Annotated in this window: 12 protein-coding genes; 9 read left to right on the top strand and 3 right to left on the bottom strand. The window is 52.6% G+C overall.

From position 1 onward, the window contains the following. Window positions 1–47: 47 nt before the first annotated feature. Window positions 48–842 (top strand): flagellar motor stator protein MotA, encoded by a 795-nt coding sequence (gene motA, locus AC6RNO_RS23830; protein WP_474679674.1) that lies wholly within the window; start codon window positions 48–50, stop codon window positions 840–842. Then, window positions 839–1,648 carry a flagellar motor protein MotB gene (motB, locus tag AC6RNO_RS23825; RefSeq protein WP_474679673.1) on the top strand — a complete coding sequence of 270 codons (810 nt, stop codon included), beginning with the start codon at window positions 839–841 and terminating at the stop codon, window positions 1,646–1,648. The genes motA and motB overlap by 4 nt, the downstream gene beginning before the upstream one ends. 113 nt (window positions 1,649–1,761) lie before the next feature. Here the strand turns inward: motB and AC6RNO_RS23820 are convergent, their stop codons facing one another. After that, a complete protein-coding gene (locus AC6RNO_RS23820) occupies window positions 1,762–3,753 on the bottom strand; it encodes a methyl-accepting chemotaxis protein (RefSeq protein WP_497106998.1) in 1,992 nt (663 codons plus the stop codon). Window positions 3,754–4,015: 262 nt separating this feature from the next. On the opposite strand from AC6RNO_RS23820, the gene AC6RNO_RS23815 reads away from it, so the two are divergent. From AC6RNO_RS23815 to phoU, 5 genes are all read left to right on the top strand, one after another. Next, window positions 4,016–4,948 carry a phosphate ABC transporter substrate-binding protein PstS family protein gene (locus AC6RNO_RS23815; protein WP_497106997.1) on the top strand — a complete coding sequence of 311 codons (933 nt, stop codon included), beginning with the start codon at window positions 4,016–4,018 and terminating at the stop codon, window positions 4,946–4,948. Window positions 4,949–5,108: 160 nt separating this feature from the next. Then, a complete protein-coding gene (pstC, locus tag AC6RNO_RS23810; RefSeq protein WP_497106996.1) occupies window positions 5,109–6,044 on the top strand; it encodes a phosphate ABC transporter permease subunit PstC in 936 nt (311 codons plus the stop codon). Beyond that, entirely contained in the window at window positions 6,041–6,898 is an 858-nt protein-coding gene (pstA, locus tag AC6RNO_RS23805; RefSeq protein WP_497106995.1) for a phosphate ABC transporter permease PstA, read from the top strand. The genes pstC and pstA overlap by 4 nt, the downstream gene beginning before the upstream one ends. Next, a complete protein-coding gene (gene pstB, locus AC6RNO_RS23800) occupies window positions 6,899–7,669 on the top strand; it encodes a phosphate ABC transporter ATP-binding protein PstB (protein ID WP_488437741.1) in 771 nt (256 codons plus the stop codon). 23 nt (window positions 7,670–7,692) lie between these two features. Then, window positions 7,693–8,352: a phosphate signaling complex protein PhoU gene (gene phoU, locus AC6RNO_RS23795; RefSeq protein WP_474679667.1), complete on the top strand. Its 660-nt coding sequence runs from the start codon at window positions 7,693–7,695 to the stop codon at window positions 8,350–8,352. A 359-nt stretch (window positions 8,353–8,711) separates the two neighbouring features. Here the strand turns inward: phoU and AC6RNO_RS23790 are convergent, their stop codons facing one another. Further along, on the bottom strand, window positions 8,712–10,307 hold the full coding sequence (locus AC6RNO_RS23790; protein ID WP_497106994.1) for a response regulator: 1,596 nt from the start codon (window positions 10,305–10,307) through the stop codon (window positions 8,712–8,714). A 230-nt stretch (window positions 10,308–10,537) separates the two neighbouring features. On the opposite strand from AC6RNO_RS23790, the gene AC6RNO_RS23785 reads away from it, so the two are divergent. Further along, the gene (locus tag AC6RNO_RS23785; protein ID WP_497106993.1) at window positions 10,538–12,277 is read left to right on the top strand and encodes an EAL domain-containing protein; all 1,740 of its coding nucleotides are present in this window, start codon (window positions 10,538–10,540) and stop codon (window positions 12,275–12,277) included. A 16-nt stretch (window positions 12,278–12,293) separates the two neighbouring features. Here the strand turns inward: AC6RNO_RS23785 and AC6RNO_RS23780 are convergent, their stop codons facing one another. After that, window positions 12,294–13,058 (bottom strand): HAD-IA family hydrolase, encoded by a 765-nt coding sequence (locus AC6RNO_RS23780; RefSeq protein ID WP_497106992.1) that lies wholly within the window; start codon window positions 13,056–13,058, stop codon window positions 12,294–12,296. A gap of 134 nt (window positions 13,059–13,192) precedes the next feature. Between AC6RNO_RS23780 and polA the strand changes: the two genes are divergently transcribed. Next, on the top strand, window positions 13,193–15,847 hold the full coding sequence (polA, locus tag AC6RNO_RS23775) for a DNA polymerase I (protein ID WP_497106991.1): 2,655 nt from the start codon (window positions 13,193–13,195) through the stop codon (window positions 15,845–15,847). The last annotated feature ends 386 nt before the right edge of the window (window positions 15,848–16,233 follow it).

The following is a 16,233-nucleotide window of genomic DNA, read 5'->3' as shown; positions in this document are numbered from 1 at the left end:
AAGTTGTTACAAAGAAAACGTAGAAAACATGGAGAGGTGCACCAAAGATGGAGAAATCATCGTTAATCGGTATCGTTCTTGCGTTTCTTGCGGTCGGAGTGGGCATGGTGTTAAAAGGGGCCAGTCTGTCGGCGCTTTTGAATCCCGCCGCTGCGTTAATTATTTTCGGAGGAACGGCAGCTACGCTTTTTATATCGTTTCCAATGGAAGATATGAAAAAATTTCCGAAATTATTGAAAATTATTTTTACCGAACAACCGTTAATGCCGAAAAAAGAGCTTATTGAAACGTTTATCAACTGGGTTTCCATTACGCGCCGTGAAGGCTTGCTTTCCCTGGAAAAACAAGCCGAGGAGCTTTCCGATCCTTTTATGAAAACGGGTATGCGTCTGATCATCGACGGGAACGATCCCGATTTTGTCCGCGACGTGCTGCTTGAAGATATTGCCGAGATGGAAGCGAGACACAAAAGATTTGCGGGCATTTTTACACAGGCGGGTGCGGCAGCGCCTACGCTTGGCGTTCTTGGCGCCGTTGTAGGCTTGATCGCGGCGCTTAGCAACCTGAGCGAGGTAGAGAAGCTGGGCCACTTGATTTCCGCGGCTTTCGTCGCAACTTTGTTCGGTATCTTCCTCGGATACGTCGTTTGTCACCCGTTCGCGAACAAGCTGAAAAGTAAATCGAAAAAAGAAGTCGAGATCAAGTTGATGATCGTGGAAGGTTTGCTGTCGATTCAATCCGGCGTATCTGCGAACTCCGTGAAGCAAAAAATGATGATTTTTGTGACGAACACGGAGCGCGCGCAGTATGAAGAGGGGGCGAAGGAGGCCACTCCACAGTGAGCAAAAAGAAAAAGCACGAAGAACACGAAGAGCATATTGACGAAACCTGGCTCATTCCCTATGCGGATTTGCTTACGCTGCTCTTGGCGCTGTTCATTATTTTGTTCGCCTCCAGCCAAGTGGACAGCAAAAAATACGATTCGATCATGAGAGCTTTGAACAACGCGTTTACTGGCGGAACAGCACCAATGAATATGTCCAACCTGATCCCGATCGATAACGCTGCGAACTCTACCCAGAATAACAACAACAACCAGAATCCGCCGACGAAGCCCGAAGACAAGCAGGCCGGGAAGCTGGCGGAGCGCCTCAAGAAGGAAGAAGAGGATCTGGAGAAGCTTAAGAAGAGCGTGGACGCTTTTATTAAGGACAACAATTTGGCCGACCAGCTGCAGACGAAACTGGACAGCGAGAAGCTGACGATTACGATCAGCGACCGGGCGCTTTTCGATTCCGGTTCCGCTACTGTGAAGCCTGAGGCAAGAACGCTTGCCGTCTCCATGTCCGAGATGCTGAGCGGCTACACGGACTACCAGGTCGAAGTCGCAGGACATACCGATAATGTGCCGATACATAAACCGGAGTTCGAAACGAACTGGGATTTGAGCGCCAAGCGCGCGGTCAATTTTATGAAAGTGCTGCTGAATAACGGCAATTTGAACCCTGTCATGTACCGTTCCGTCGGATTCGGCGAATACCATCCGGTGGAATCCAACGATACGCCGGAAGGCAAAGCGAAGAACCGGCGCGTTGAAGTCAGCATTCTCCGTAATCTCAAAACGACAGAAAATACGGTCAAGCAATAAAAGAAAAGGCCAAAGACGCCTCCGAACCACTGTAATAGTGGAACGGAGGCGTCTTTGTTGGTGTACTCTCGTTGGCGCAGCAGTAGTACTACGTCGCGCCGCGATCGCTAGAGCTACACGGTAACGAGCAATTTTTTCTCCGCTTCGCTCACCTCGCCAAGCTTCTCTTGCTTTTCATGTTGCTCTTGTTTTTGCTGCTGCTCTTGTTGTTCCAGTTCCCCGTTCGGTGTCCGGGACTGTTCCTGCTCATCAAGCTGCTGTTCCGCCGGAGCTGCATCAGCAGGCTCCTCTTCGGCCGATTCCGCTTCTTCAAGGAACTTCGCTTGTCCAGCCTCATTCCCGGGTTCGGATTCGGGATGCCCTTCCTGAGCTAATTCCACATCCTCGGTTCCGATTTGAAATTTGCTGATTTCCGTGAACAGCTGTGCGGCCAAAGTGTGAATGTCATCCGCTTGGTCGGCGATTTGACGGATCGAGGCGTCCTGCTGAATCGAGGTCGAATGAACTTCCTCCACCCCTGCCGCGGTTTCCTGCGCTACGGCGGCGACGAATTGAACGGACTCTATGAGCGTATCGTTTTTCAGGCGGACCTGCTCGATTTTGTCATGAATTTGTTCGATCTGACCCGTAATATGGCTCATCGATTGTTCGATGCCGACAAAAGAGTCGAGCGTATCCGACACGCGGCTGTTTTGCGCCTCCGTCTGCTCCTTGGCTTCGTTCAAGCTGCTTTGCAGCTCGCGGATTTGCTGCTGCAGCGTCTGGATCATGCCGCTGATCGTTTTGGAGGAGTCGTTCGTTTGCTGGGACAGCTGGCGCACCTCTTCGGCGATAACGGAAAAACCACGGCCGTGAACGCCGGCTCTGGCCGCTTCAATGGCAGCGTTCAGCGACAGCACGTTCGTCTGCGTCGAAATTTCCGTAATCGACTGCGTGATCGCGCCGATCTGTCTGGAGCTCGCCGCGAGAGTCCGCATGGCTGCGTCAACTTTGCTCAGCACCTCCTGGGATCGGTCCGAGGAGGCTTTCAACGCCCGAACGGACGCCGTTCCGTTCAGCGTGCCGGCCGAAGCCTCTTCGCTGGAACGCTTCATATCGTCCGTATACGACGTGATCGCGCGGATTTCCGCGTCCAGCTCGGCAATGATTTGCGAGCTTTGCTCCGTTTTGTAGGCTTGCTCGTTAGCGCCTGCCGAAATGTCTTGGATCGATTTTAAAATATCGATATTCGCCGATGCGGTCAGTTCCGAAAAATGACGGGACGATTGCGAATGCTCTGTCAAGGAGGAGGCAATTTTGCTCGCGGCGCTCAGCATTTGACGAACTTGGACGATCATATGGTCGAAGCTGCGGCTCAATTGGCCAAGCTCATCCCGAGACTCGGAGTTGATCGTATGGCTCAAGTCTCCCTCGGCGATTAAGGCCACCGCTTTTTGCAAGCGGGTGATAGGATTCATGAAAGAGCGGATGATGATGAACGCAATGAACAAAGTCAAAACGAACACGAGGGACGCTACGATAAGCATCACTTTACCCGTTTGATCCAGCAGCAAAGTGGATTCGCTCACCGCATTATCGGCGGATTCCGCGTATGTCGTGTAAAAATTGTCGACCAGACCGAAAATTTTATCTTTCAAATCTTGCGATTCATTATAGAGATACAGCAGATTGATTTGCAGATCTACCGGATTCGTGCCGTTTCCCTGAACCATTTGGGCCGCCGAATCGAAATTGTTGATGTAGTCGACGGAAGCCTGGATCAGCTGGCTTCGCCATTTTAGCTGTTCCGGCGTGGAGGCGGTGTCGCCGATCATTTTGACCATATCGGTAAAAGGCTGCCGCTTTGCGTTGTATTTTAAAATATATTCGGGTTTCTTGGAAATCTCCAGACCGGAAGCGATAATATTGAGCTCCTGCACCATTTCTTTAAGCTCCAGCGCCATCACTTTGAGCTGTATTTTATCGTTTTGATCGTTCATGTGCTGTTTGATTTGACCGACCTGATAGAGATTGAAGAATGCGACCGTAAGAAAAATCAGAAGCATACTGCTAAAGCTGACGATCAATTTGCTGCGCATGGTCATATTGAACGTTAACTTCCTCATTTTCGTTCCCTCCATTTTTAATTGACAATTTTCGACTAATTTCTATGTATTGCTTCTACTTTAATAATCATCTATTAAGCGAAAAGCCGAACTGTGTTAAAGAAGTGTTAAATAAAAGTTTTACATTACGTTTACGTTTCGCGAGTTTTTAATTTACAATCTGTTGTTACGATGTGTAAGAAGGTTAGATCGACGGACAGAGAACAGACTTCGAGTCTAACTGCAATTAGGGTTTATAAAAATAAAGGAGGACATGCTGACTATGTTTAAGCTCATGTCGAAAAAAGGAATTACATTTTCACTCTCTACGATTTTAGTAATGGGGGCTTTGGCAGGCTGCGGCGCCAACACAAACACTACACAAAACGCTGCATCTCCTTCACCAAGTGCAAGCGCAAGCGCTTCTACCAAACCAAGCGATTCTCCGGCTCCAGCAAAAACTGAGCTTTCCGGCACAATTACGGCATCCGGCTCCAGCGCCCTGCTTCCTCTTGTGAAACAAGCGGCTACCGAGTTCATGGAGAAAAACCCGAAAGTAACGATCAACGTAACAGCAGGCGGTTCCGGTACAGGTATCAAAAACGTAGCGGACGGCACTTCCGATATCGGTAACTCCGACGTGGCTCCTGGAGATGAGTACAAAGACAAAGGCTTGAAAGAGAACTTTGTTGCAGTTGCTCCTTTCGCTTTCATCGTTAATAAAGATGTAACTGTCGATAACTTGACTAAACAGCAAGCTGCCGACATCTATATGGGCAAAATCACAAACTGGAAAGATGTAGGCGGTAAAGACGCGAAAATCGTTCTTGTTCACCGTCCTGACAGCTCCGGTTCCCGCAAACTGGTTCAACAAATCATTCTTGACGGCAAAGAATTCACTAAAGACGGTATTACGCAAGAAAACAGCGGTGCTATGAAAACAGCGGTAGCCGGCCAATCCGCTTCCATCGGCTACGTTGATACTCCTTACATCGACGATACGGTTAAAGCGTTGAAAATCGACGGAGTTGCTTTCTCCGAAGACAACATCAAAAACGGCACTTACAAACTGTTCGGTGTTGAGCGTATGTACACAAAAGGCGAAGCTAAAGAACCTGCTAAATCTTTCATCGACTATATCAAAAGCAAAGACTTCCAAAGCAAGCAAGTTCGCGATCTGAAATTCTTGCCTGCCGATCTGCTTGGAAACAAATAATAACGTTTAAAAACCATCAGGGCGCTGCAGCTATTGCAGCGCTCTTTTTGCTCGAGAAGAGACGATAATTTTTACATTGTCTTTACAATTCATTGATGATGCATTGACACTCATCACCTATGATGAGTGTAATGTGAATCAGGAGAAGGGGGATTATCCATTGAACACGGTGGCAGACAAGCTGGCAAACACGGCGGAAGAGAGGAACCGCCCGATGACGAGCAAATGGACGAAGGGACAATATAGACAAGACAGCGTGATGCGGTGGGTATTCGTCGGGAGCGCCGCGCTCGTAGCGGCCATTATTTTTTCCATCATTATTTTCGTAGGGATGCAGGGGCTCAAAACATTTCAAGGGGTCAGTCCTTTGGAGTACTTCTTTTCGACCGATTGGACGCCCGGGCAAAACAAATTCGGAGCGCTGCCTTTTCTGTACAGCACGCTGCTGCTGACGCTCGTTTCCGTCGTATTGTCGGTGCCGCTGGCGCTGTCCGGGGCTCTGTTTATGGCGAAAATCGCGCCGAAATGGATGCGCGAAATTTTGCGGCCTGCCACGGACTTGTTCGTCGGCATTCCGTCTGTCGTATACGGTCTGATCGGTATGACAGTTATCGTGCCCGCGCTTGGGAAATTGACCGGTGGAGTCGGGTACGGCATTTTGCCGGCGGCTATCATTTTGGCGATTATGATTATGCCTACGATTCTTTCCATCTCCGAGGATGCGATCCGCTCGCTGCCCGGACGGTTGGAAGAAGCGTCTCTGGCTCTCGGAGCGACACGCTGGCAAACGATGTGGCGCGTGCTGCTTCCGGCGGCAAGACCCGGTATTTTGACAGGCATCATTCTCGGCATGGGCCGCGCAATCGGCGAAACGATGGCGGTGTTCATGGTGATCGGGAACTCGCCGCAAATGCCCAAGTCATTGCTTGATTCGACGACGGTGCTGACAACCGCGATTGTCAAGGACATGGGGAACACGAACTACGGAACGACCTGGAATAACGCGCTCTATATGATGGCGCTGCTTCTGCTTATTATTTCCTTATTGTTAATTCTTATTATCCGGATCGTGGCTAAAAGGAGCGAAGTTAAATGAACAGCAGAAATACGGATCGTTTGGCCACTGTCTACTTCTGGGCTTCGGGCATTGTCATTATCCTCATTCTGGCCTGGTTTCTGATACGGATACTTGGCGACGGCATTCCTCATTTATCTTGGCAATTCATTTTCGGCAAGCCGGAGGAAATTAAAGCCGGCGGCGGCGTTGGGCCGCAGTTGTTCAACTCCTTCTACATTTTGATCCTTTCCCTGATCATTTCGGTTCCAATCGGAGTGTTCTCGGGGATTTATCTGGCTGTTTATGCGCAAAAAAATAGTTTTACCGACATCGTACGCATTTCGGTCGAAGCTTTGGCTTCCGTCCCTTCGATCGTTTTCGGATTGTTCGGTTTCCTGCTGTTCGCCAATTTGCTCGGGCTGAAATTTTCGATTATCGGCGGCGCGGCGACCGTCGCTCTGCTGAATTTGCCGGTCATGGTTCGCGTGACGGAAGAAGCGATCCGCACGGTGCCGGATTCGTACTGGGAAGCAAGCCTTGCGCTCGGTTCGACCAAATGGCAGGCGATCCGCAAGGTGCTCATTCCTGCGGCAATGCCGAATCTGATTACGGGCATTACGCTCATTTCCGGCCGCGCGCTTGGGGAATCGGCCATTCTGATTTACACCGCAGGCTTGTCGGTGTCGCGGTTTTTCCCGGATTTCAATCCGCTGAAAATGGGCGAGACTTTATCCGTTCATCTCTGGTATGTCGGTGCGGAAGCGTTGGTGCCTGACGCGAAAGATATCGCCAAAGGCAGTGCGGCGTTGCTTCTCATCGTCGTGCTGGTCTTCAACTTGCTTGTAGGTATTCCAAGTCGGATTTTACAAAAAAGACTTTCCGGAGGGAAATAAATGGTAACGACAATGACAAAGCCCAAAATCAAAGCGGACAAATTAAACTTGTTTTACGGGGACAACCATGCGCTGCATGATATAGAGCTAAGCATTGAGGCCGGTACGATCGCCGCTTTGATCGGCCCTTCCGGCTGCGGCAAGTCGACTTTCCTGCGTACGCTGAACCGGATGAACGACTTGATCGAAAGCGTCAGAATTACAGGCAACGTCGCGGTAGACGGATTGAACATCTATGGCTCGGATTCGGATGTCGTTTCGCTCCGCAAGCGGGTCGGCATGGTGTTCCAGCGCCCGAATCCGTTCCCGATGAGCATCTACGACAACATCGCCTACGGCCCGCGCATTCACGGCACGAAGAAAAAATCGGTGCTGGATGAAATCGTCGAGCGCAGCTTGATACAAGCGGCGCTTTGGGACGAAGTCAAGGACCGGTTGAACAAATCGGCGCTCGGCTTGTCCGGCGGTCAGCAGCAGCGTCTTTGCATCGCCCGTCTGCTGGCGGTCGAGCCTGATGTGCTGCTGATGGATGAGCCGACTTCAGCGCTGGACCCGATCTCCACGCTTAAGGTCGAAGAGCTGACCCAGACGCTGAAAGACAAGTACACAATCATCATTGTAACGCACAACATGCAGCAAGCCGCCAGGATTTCCGACATGACGTCGTTCTTCCTGAACGGATATTTGATCGAAACGGACAAAACGGACAAAATTTTCACAAGTCCTAACGACCAGCGCACGGAAGATTACATTACCGGAAGATTCGGTTAACAGAAGGGAAAGGGAGTGTACAAATGGATACGAGACCGGGTTTCCATCAGTCGGTGGAACTGCTTCAGCATGAACTGCTTCAAATGGGGAGCAGTGTGGAACATTTGATCCGCTCGGCGGTGGATTCACTGGCCAGATTGGATGAACAACTGGCGGGGCAAATCATCAAGAGGGACGATGTTATCGATGACTTCTTGACAAGAATCGACGAGCTGTGCCTCCGGTTGACCGCATTGCAGCAGCCGATGGCCAGCGATTTGAGAATTATCGGCACGGCGATTAAAATCGCGACCGATCTGGAGCGGATCGCCGATCATGCCGTCGACATCGCGAAGATTACGATTCGCTTTGCCGGCGAAGAGCTGGTCAAACCGCTCGAAGTCATTCCGCAGATGGCCGATATCGCCATCGAAATGCTGCAGGAGAGCATGATCGCCTACACGGAGCGCAATGTGCACAGAGCAGCGGCTCTTGCGGAGAAGGACGACCAGGTCGACAAGCTGTACAGCACGGTTATGCAAGAGCTGATCAGCATGATGAATGCGGACCTGAACCGCAACCGTCAGTTGGCTCATCTGATCATGGTGGCGCACTATCTGGAACGAGTTGCCGACCATGTGACCAACATCGGAGAAGGTGTCATCTACATGGTGACCGGGAAGCGCAAAGATTTGAACGTCTGATGGTGTGGAAAAAAGGGGAAGTTAACGGCTTTGGGCCGCTAGCTTCCCCTTTTTGTATGAATGCCTGGTTTCTGAGCGAAGAAAGCCTGCGAATGTACAGGAATTTTCGTAGAAAATGAATCTAAGCTCTTGTGCTTGGCGAAAAGCCTGCACATTTGCAGGAATTTTTCGTTTCCAGCGTATCAGCAGGCAAAAACCTGCACTTTTGCAGGCTTTCTGCCTGCAGCCAGGTTCCCTTCACAGCCCAGCCAGTCGAGTTATCTCATGCCCCCCGCCGTGCATCACTGCAATGCACAACGCGCGCCGGGAACTGCAGTGCTGCACCCACGCCGGGAACCACTGAACGGCCGATCAAAGGGTTACTGCGCCAAGACGGCGGAAGGGATCGCGAAGCGGATGAAAAACGTCGTGCCCAGGCTGCTCGATTGCACTTCGATAGGCGCCTGATGCCGGGCGGCGATGCTGTAGCAGACGGCCAGCCCCAATCCGGTGCCGTGGTCTTTGGTCGTGAAAAACGGCCTGCCGAGCTTTTCCAAATTTTCTTCCCTGATGCCGCTTCCTTGATCGGATATTTTTAAAACGACACTTTGCGCTTCGGCGTACGTTTCGACGGAAAGCATTCCGCCCGCGTCCATCGCTTCCAGCCCGTTGATGCACATGTTCAGGATCAGCTGGCGGATTTCCTGATCGTCCAATTGCAGCTCGGGGCAATCGCCGTATTCGATCTGAAGATGCTTGCCGGTCATGACCGCTTCGGCCTGGATCAACGGATAGAGCGTTTCCAAAATGCGGTTCAACTGTGCGGTATGCTGGTGCGTTTGTTTATTTTTGGCCAGCGATAAATATTCGGTAATGATTTTGTTAGCCCGATCGAGCTCTTCCAGCATGATATGTATGTATTCTTTTTCCATCGTGCCTTTGCTGTCCCGGAACAGCTGCAGAAAGCCGCGGATGGTCGTCATCGGATTCCGGATTTCGTGCGCGATCCCGGCGGCCATCTCCCCGACGAGGTTCAACTGGGCCAGACGGGCCATTTCGGTCTCGTATCGAAGGTTTTCCGTGATGTCGATCGCTACCTGCAGCAGACACTTTTCGTCGTCCATGTCGATAATTTCCGTGGACAGCACGGCGCTGCGGATTTCTTTGTTTTTCGTCTCGTACTTGACTTTGGCATTGTGGCCGACCTGCTCCGCACAGGCGTCTTCGCTTTCGGCGGAATCGCCCCTCATCCCGAACAAGTTCAAGGACGTGCCGATGATTTCTTCCCCGTAGCCCGTGTACTGCTTCCAGGTATCGTTGACATCGATATATTCGTAATTGGACAGACGCCTGATCGCCATCAAGCAGGGAGAGGCTTTGAACATTTTTTGAAAATGCTCTTGCGATTTCATCAATTTTTGATGCGCGTCCACGAGTTCGCGGGTTCTTTCTTCCACGCGTTTTTCCAGCAGCTCGTTTTGCTGCTTGAGCAGCATTTCCGCTCTGGCGAGCTTGTGGTTCGTCTCCTCCAGTTCAAGCGCCCGCTGGTTCAACAGCTCGCTTTGGGATTTTATTTTTTGATGATAGCGGTGAAGCTTGACAAAAGCGTCCACTTTCATTTTAAGCAGATCAGGATGCACGGGTTTAAAAACGTAGTCGATGGAGCCTGCATGATAACCTCTTAATACGTGTTCAATCGAAGTGCTGATCGCTGTCAAAAATATGATGGGCACATCTTCGCAGGACTTTTTCTGCTTGATCAACTCGGCTGTTTCAAAACCGCTCAGGCCGGGCATTTGCACGTCCAGCAGGATTACGGCCACATTGTGGGCCGGCTCCTTGAGCAAGTATTTGAGAACCTCTTCGCCGGATTGCAGCGTAATCAGATCATAGTCAGAAGAGGCAAGTATGCCGGTCAAAGCCAGCAAATTTTCGTAGCGGTCATCCACCGCCAAGATTTTTACTTGATCATCCATTTCAGTTCCTTCTTTCGGTTATACAATCCAAAAGGTATGAACACAGCTTTGTAAAATCTCCTGCTTTCTTTTTTCGGGAAAAAGGGCAGATTCCCTCTTTTTGGCTGTGAGAAAATATGTTGAAACAGATTATTAAACCTATTTACAATGATTTTACACAAGCTTAACATGTCTGGACGTTTGGTTTGTTACACTTGGGGTAAAAGTTGAGTCGGTAAGGGATGATGTTGATGCAAGTTCAGTCAGACATGTTCGCGCATTTTCGCGAAATCATTGAGCGGCAGTCCATTTTTTCGGTGTACCAGCCGATTGTCTCGCTGCAGAGCGGAGAAGTTACCGGGTACGAGGCGTTGACGCGGGGGCCGCGGGAAAGTGCGTTTCAATCGCCGCTGGACCTGTTTGAATTTGCCGAACAACAAGGCGAGCTCTATGTTCTGGAAAAACTGGCCAGAGAAAAGGCGATTCAGGGATCTTTTTTGCGGCCGGAGCAGTTTTTATTTATTAACATTTCGTCTCAGGTGCTGCACGACCCGCAATTTATTCCGGGTAAAACGATGGAGATTTTGCATGCCCACGGCTTGCGGCCGAACAATGTCGTTTTTGAAATTACGGAGAGAAGCTCGATCGAGGATTTTACTTTGGCCAAAAAGATTTTGGAGCATTACCGCAAACAGGGATATCGGATTGCGATCGACGATGCCGGGGCCGGATACTCGTCCCTTCAGGCGATTGCGGAGCTGCAGCCGGATTTTATTAAAATCGACCGTTCTTTGATCGAGAACATTCATTTAAATAAAGTCAAGGAGTATATCGTAGAAACGTTCGTCACCTTCGCCCAGAAAATGAATATTTCGCTTATTGCCGAAGGCATCGAGCATATGGACGAGCTGATCAAGCTAACCCGGATGGGCATTCATTACGGTCAAGGCTATTTGCTCGGAAGGCCCGGCACCGATCCCGTTACCGTCGAGGAAAGCCACCAGATGCTGATCTGGCAGCACCGAAAGCTGCAAGGCGGCGCAGCGGTCTGGTCGATCGGCGATTTGGCCGCGCCGGTGAAGGTGTTCGACAAGCGTGCGCTTATTTCCGAAGTCGCCGACTATTTGAAAAAAAACCAGGACGCCGTAGGCGCCGTTATCGTAAGCGAAGCCGTTCCGGTCGGGCTGATGATGAGGGACAGGCTGTTTCAGCAGCTGGCGGGGCAGTACGGATTCTCGTTGTTCTGGAACCGGAGCATCGATCAGATCATGGACGATTCTCCGCTCATCGTGGACGAGTTCACGCCCGTAGAGCAAGTCTCGCAAATGGCGACCTCGCGTTCCATACATAACCTGTACGATCTCGTCATTATTACGAGCGGCGGAAAAATGGCGGGCACGGCTTCCATCCGCTCCATTCTGGAAAGCATTACGAGCGTCCGCATGGAATCCGCGCGGATTGCCAATCCGTTGACCGGACTGCCGGGAAATTTGCAGATCAACCGGGAGCTGAACAAGCGGATTATGGAAAAGAAGCCGTTCCATGTCGTCTACGCGGATTTGGACTATTTCAAATGGTTCAACGACCGCTTCGGCTTTCAAAGAGGGGATCAGTTGATTCAATATACGGCGGACATCATGCAGCAGGCGATTGCGGTATGCGGCACGCCGCTCGACTTTGTCGGGCATGTGGGCGGGGACGATTTTATAGCTATTTCCTCTACGATGCTACCGGAGACGCTGTGCCAGGAAATGATTCGCCGGTTCGAGCAGGGCGTACAGATGTTCTACGAGGGAGAGACGTGGGAATACGTGTGGGACCGCAGCGGCGCCCAGGTTCCGAGCAATGGGGTGACGCTTTCGCTTTCACTCGTCGTATGCAGCAGTGAATCCGCGATGACCCTCGAGCAGATTTCACAAGCTGCGGCTGCTTTGAAGAAGAAAGCGAAGGCGCATCAAGGGAGCGTTTATTGCATGCACTGCATAAATTGAGCGCTCTGAATGCCGGTCACCGTATCGGCTCCGAGAACGTATGCTGAAGCTGTTTAAAAGAGCGGATAATGATAACCTTTTGCTTGCCGACCCGGCGTTCCGATATTTTTTTCACGCTGCCTGGATGAATCCAGACGGCGTCCATGCCGCAGGAGGTTGCCCCCACCACGTCGTTGCGCCACGAATTACCGACCATGACGCTTTGATTGGGCGTCGTGCCCACCGTTTTCATAGCCGCTTCGAAAATCGCGGGATGAGGCTTGCGCGGCCCATCCTTCTCCGAACTGAACAGACGGTCCGGCCCGATCCACTGAGTAAGCTTCAGTTTGTGCAAATTGTTTTGCAGACGCCGCAAATTGCCGTTGCTAATAATGGCCAGCTCGAAATTTTTGGTCAAAACGCCGAGCGTTTCTTCGACGCCGGGAAATAAAGCGACAAAGGTATCCTCCTGCTGTTCGACCTGATCGAAAAAAGCGCGTGTAAAAGCGGGGTTTACGGCAACCGGAAAAGGCTGGAGCGCCTTTTTCAGGCACAATAGCCGGAGCTCTTCGGCGGAAATCTGGCTTTTTACGGGCGCCTTCCGATGCTTGCTCCATTCCAGCTTATAGCTTTGCAGCGCGTCCTGGCCGGACCATGTGTGGCCTTCCGGTTCCCATCTTGCCGTATACTCGTTCATCACTTGCAAAAACGCGGAGTCGAAGCACTGCCTGCGATCCAGAATCGTATTGTTCATATCGAAAAAAATGACTTTTTTGCGGGTTGGAGAAAAAAAAGGACTCATGCGGAGAACCTCCTTTTGAAGACCTTGCGACCCGTTTACTCGCTTCTATTACATGTTTATGTGCATAACTGTTTTTTTATTTTTATTTCCTATGCTATGATGAAGAGAGTATGTCTGAAATCGGGGAGGCTACTATGGACAAGTTGATCATTATCGATGGCAACAGCATTGCCAACAGGGCTTTTTACGCCCTTCCGCTGCTCAGCAACTCAAGCGGATTGCACACGAATGCCGTGTACGGCTTCACCACCATGCTGCTGAAGCTGATTGAAGAAGAAAAGCCGACCCACTTTCTCGTAGCGTTTGACGCGGGGAAGGTGACGTTTCGCCATAAAGAATATACCGAGTACAAAGGCGGCAGGGCCAAAACCCCGTCTGAACTTTCCGAGCAGTTTCCGCTCATTAAAGAGCTGCTGCGGGCTTTTCAAATCCCCCAGTTTGAACTGGAGGGCTACGAGGCCGATGACATTATCGGCACGCTGACGCGGATTGCCGACGAGCACGGCGAGAAGGTGCTGCTCGTGTCGGGAGACAAGGATATGCTGCAGCTTGCCTCCGAGCATGTCACGGTCGCGATTACGCGCAAGGGCATCAGCGAGGTTGAGCGCTACAATCCGCAAGAAATTATGGAAAAGTACGGCTTGACGCCGAATCAGATCATCGACCTGAAAGGGCTGATGGGCGACGCCTCGGACAACATTCCCGGCATTCCGGGGGTTGGCGAGAAGACGGCGCTGAAGCTGCTTCACGAATACGGCTCCGTTGAGGAAGTGCTGGCCCATAGCGCCGATATGAAGGGCAAGATGAAGGAAAAGATCGAGGAGCATTCGCAGGATGCGATCATGAGCAAGGAGCTTGCGACGATTTTCCGCGAAGTGCCGATGGCTACGGAATGGGCGGGCTTCCGTTATGAAGGCTACGACGGACAAGCTCTGGCGGGCATGTTCCGCAAGCTGGAATTCAAATCGCTGCTGGAAAAAATGGATTTCTCGGCAAATGCCGGCGAGGCGGAGCAAGCCGAAGAAAGCTTGGAGACGGAAATCGTTACGGCTGACGGACTTGCGGGTCTCATAGCCGCGCTCGGCGATTCGGCCGTCATTCATATAGAAGTGATCGGCGAAAACCCGCATCAATCGGATGTGGCCGGGATGGCGGTTTATATGGAACAAAGCGGCAAGCTGGCGTATGTGCCGTTCAGCCTGCTGATGAGCGAGGAAGCGGGGCCGGTCAGAGACTGGCTGTCCGACGAGACGAAGAAGAAGCAGTTGTTCGACCAGCACCGTGCGGAGCTGGCGCTGGCCTGGCAGGGAGTCCGCCTCCGCGGGGTGGACTTCGACGTGCTGCTGGCCGCATATTTGCTCGACCCTACGGAGTCGACGCTCACCTTGAGCGGCCTTGCGGGCAAATACGGCCTGCCTGGCATCAAGGCCGATGAAGAGGTGTTCGGCAAAGGCGTGAAGTTTCGCCTGCCGGAGCTTCCTGCGCTTGGCGCGCACCTGTGCCGCAAAGCGGACACGATCCGCCGCGCGGTGCCCGCGCTGCGGGAAGAGCTGGAGAAGAGCGAGATGCACAGCCTCTTCTACGAACTGGAGCTGCCGCTCGCGGGCGTGCTCGCGGAGATGGAGCTGCGCGGCATCGAGGTCGACGCCGACGGCCTAAAGCAGCTCGGCGAGGAACTGGCCGGGCAGCTCGAAGGCATCATGGCCCGCATCTACGAGCTGGCGGCCTGCGAATTCAACATCAATTCGCCGAAGCAGCTTGGCGAGATTTTGTTCGAGAAGCTGGGGCTGCCGGCTTGGAAGAAGACCAAAACCGGCTACTCGACGGACGCCGAGGTGCTGGAAAAGCTTGCGCCCTACCATGAGATCGTAGAGCATATTTTGCACTACCGCTCGCTGGCGAAGCTGCAGTCGACGTACGTCGAAGGGCTGCTTAAAGAGGTGCGGCCGGAGACCGGCAAAGTGCATACGTATTACCGGCAGACGATTGCCGCTACGGGGCGGCTCAGCAGCCAGTACCCGAACCTCCAGAACATTCCGATTCGTATGGAGGAAGGCCGCAAAATCCGCAAAGTATTCGTCCCCTCCGAACCGGGATGGTACATTTTGGCTGCGGATTACTCGCAGATCGAGCTGCGGGTGCTTGCGCACATCTCGCAGGATGAGAAGCTGAAGGAAGCGTTCCTTCAGAACATGGACATTCATACGAAGACGGCGATGGACGTATTCGGCGTGCAGGAGAACGAAGTCGACGCGAACATGCGCCGCCAGGCCAAGGCGGTCAACTTCGGCATCGTCTACGGCATCAGCGATTATGGCCTGTCCCAGAACCTGGACATTACCCGGAAGGAAGCGGCCAGCTTTATCGAGCAATATTTTGCCGTATTCCAGGGGGTTCGCAAATATATGGACGATATCGTGGCAGATGCCCGCAGAGACGGGTATGTCACGACTTTGCTGCAGCGCCGCCGCTATTTGCCGGAAATTGCGGCATCGAACTTCAACCTGCGCTCGTTTGCGGAGCGCACGGCGATGAACTCGCCGATTCAAGGCTCGGCCGCGGACATCATCAAGCTCGCCATGGTACAGATGGCGGAACGCCTGAAGCACGAGCGGCTGCGCAGCCGCATGCTCCTTCAGGTGCATGACGAACTTGTCTTCGAGGTTCCGGAAGAAGAGCTGGAGACGATGCGCCGGATCGTGCCGGAAGTGATGGCTTCCGCGCTCAAGCTGGACGTGCCGCTTCAGGCAGACGTCGATTTCGGCCTCACCTGGTACGAGGCGAAGTAATTTCGGCAGCCGACCGCTTTGGGCGGGCTGCCCGTGATGGTGGCGCCGGCCGGTGCGGGCGGCCCTGCGGCAAGGCGGCCGGAGACCTCCGTGCCGCCGGCCGCACAGTCATCTGCGAGGCTGCTGCGCGCCAGGCTCATGGGCCCGACAAGGCCCGCCAGAAGGCGGAGCTGCCCGAGACGGTGGCGTCGTTCGGAGCGGGCATCCCTGCGGCAAGACGGCGCCGGAGACCTCTGTGCGGCCGGCGCGTAGTCATCTGCGAGGATGCTGCGCGCCAGGCTGGGCCTGACAAGGCCCGCCAGCCGCTTTAGGCGGGGCTGCCCGTGGCGGTGTCGCCGTTCGGAGCGGGCGACCCTTGCGTCAAAGCGGCGCCGGAGACCTCTGTG

The sequence above is a fragment of the Paenibacillus sp. sgz302190 genome, from assembly GCF_059820445.1.
This window is presented reverse-complemented; position numbering and strand designations above follow the sequence as displayed.

What these genes read in the sequence shown, in the direction of transcription:
- motA (WP_474679674.1), top strand. Translation starts at nt 48, where the DNA reads ATGGAGAAATCATCGTTAATCGGTATCGTTCTTGCGTTTCTTGCGGTC.
- AC6RNO_RS23820 (WP_497106998.1), bottom strand. Translation starts at nt 3,753, where the DNA reads ATGAGGAAGTTAACGTTCAATATGACCATGCGCAGCAAATTGATCGTC.
- AC6RNO_RS23815 (WP_497106997.1), top strand. Translation starts at nt 4,016, where the DNA reads ATGTTTAAGCTCATGTCGAAAAAAGGAATTACATTTTCACTCTCTACG.
- pstA (WP_497106995.1), top strand. Translation starts at nt 6,041, where the DNA reads ATGAACAGCAGAAATACGGATCGTTTGGCCACTGTCTACTTCTGGGCT.
- pstB (WP_488437741.1), top strand. Translation starts at nt 6,899, where the DNA reads ATGGTAACGACAATGACAAAGCCCAAAATCAAAGCGGACAAATTAAAC.
- phoU (WP_474679667.1), top strand. Translation starts at nt 7,693, where the DNA reads ATGGATACGAGACCGGGTTTCCATCAGTCGGTGGAACTGCTTCAGCAT.
- AC6RNO_RS23790 (WP_497106994.1), bottom strand. Translation starts at nt 10,307, where the DNA reads ATGGATGATCAAGTAAAAATCTTGGCGGTGGATGACCGCTACGAAAAT.
- AC6RNO_RS23785 (WP_497106993.1), top strand. Translation starts at nt 10,538, where the DNA reads ATGCAAGTTCAGTCAGACATGTTCGCGCATTTTCGCGAAATCATTGAG.
- AC6RNO_RS23780 (WP_497106992.1), bottom strand. Translation starts at nt 13,058, where the DNA reads ATGAGTCCTTTTTTTTCTCCAACCCGCAAAAAAGTCATTTTTTTCGAT.
- polA (WP_497106991.1), top strand. Translation starts at nt 13,193, where the DNA reads ATGGACAAGTTGATCATTATCGATGGCAACAGCATTGCCAACAGGGCT.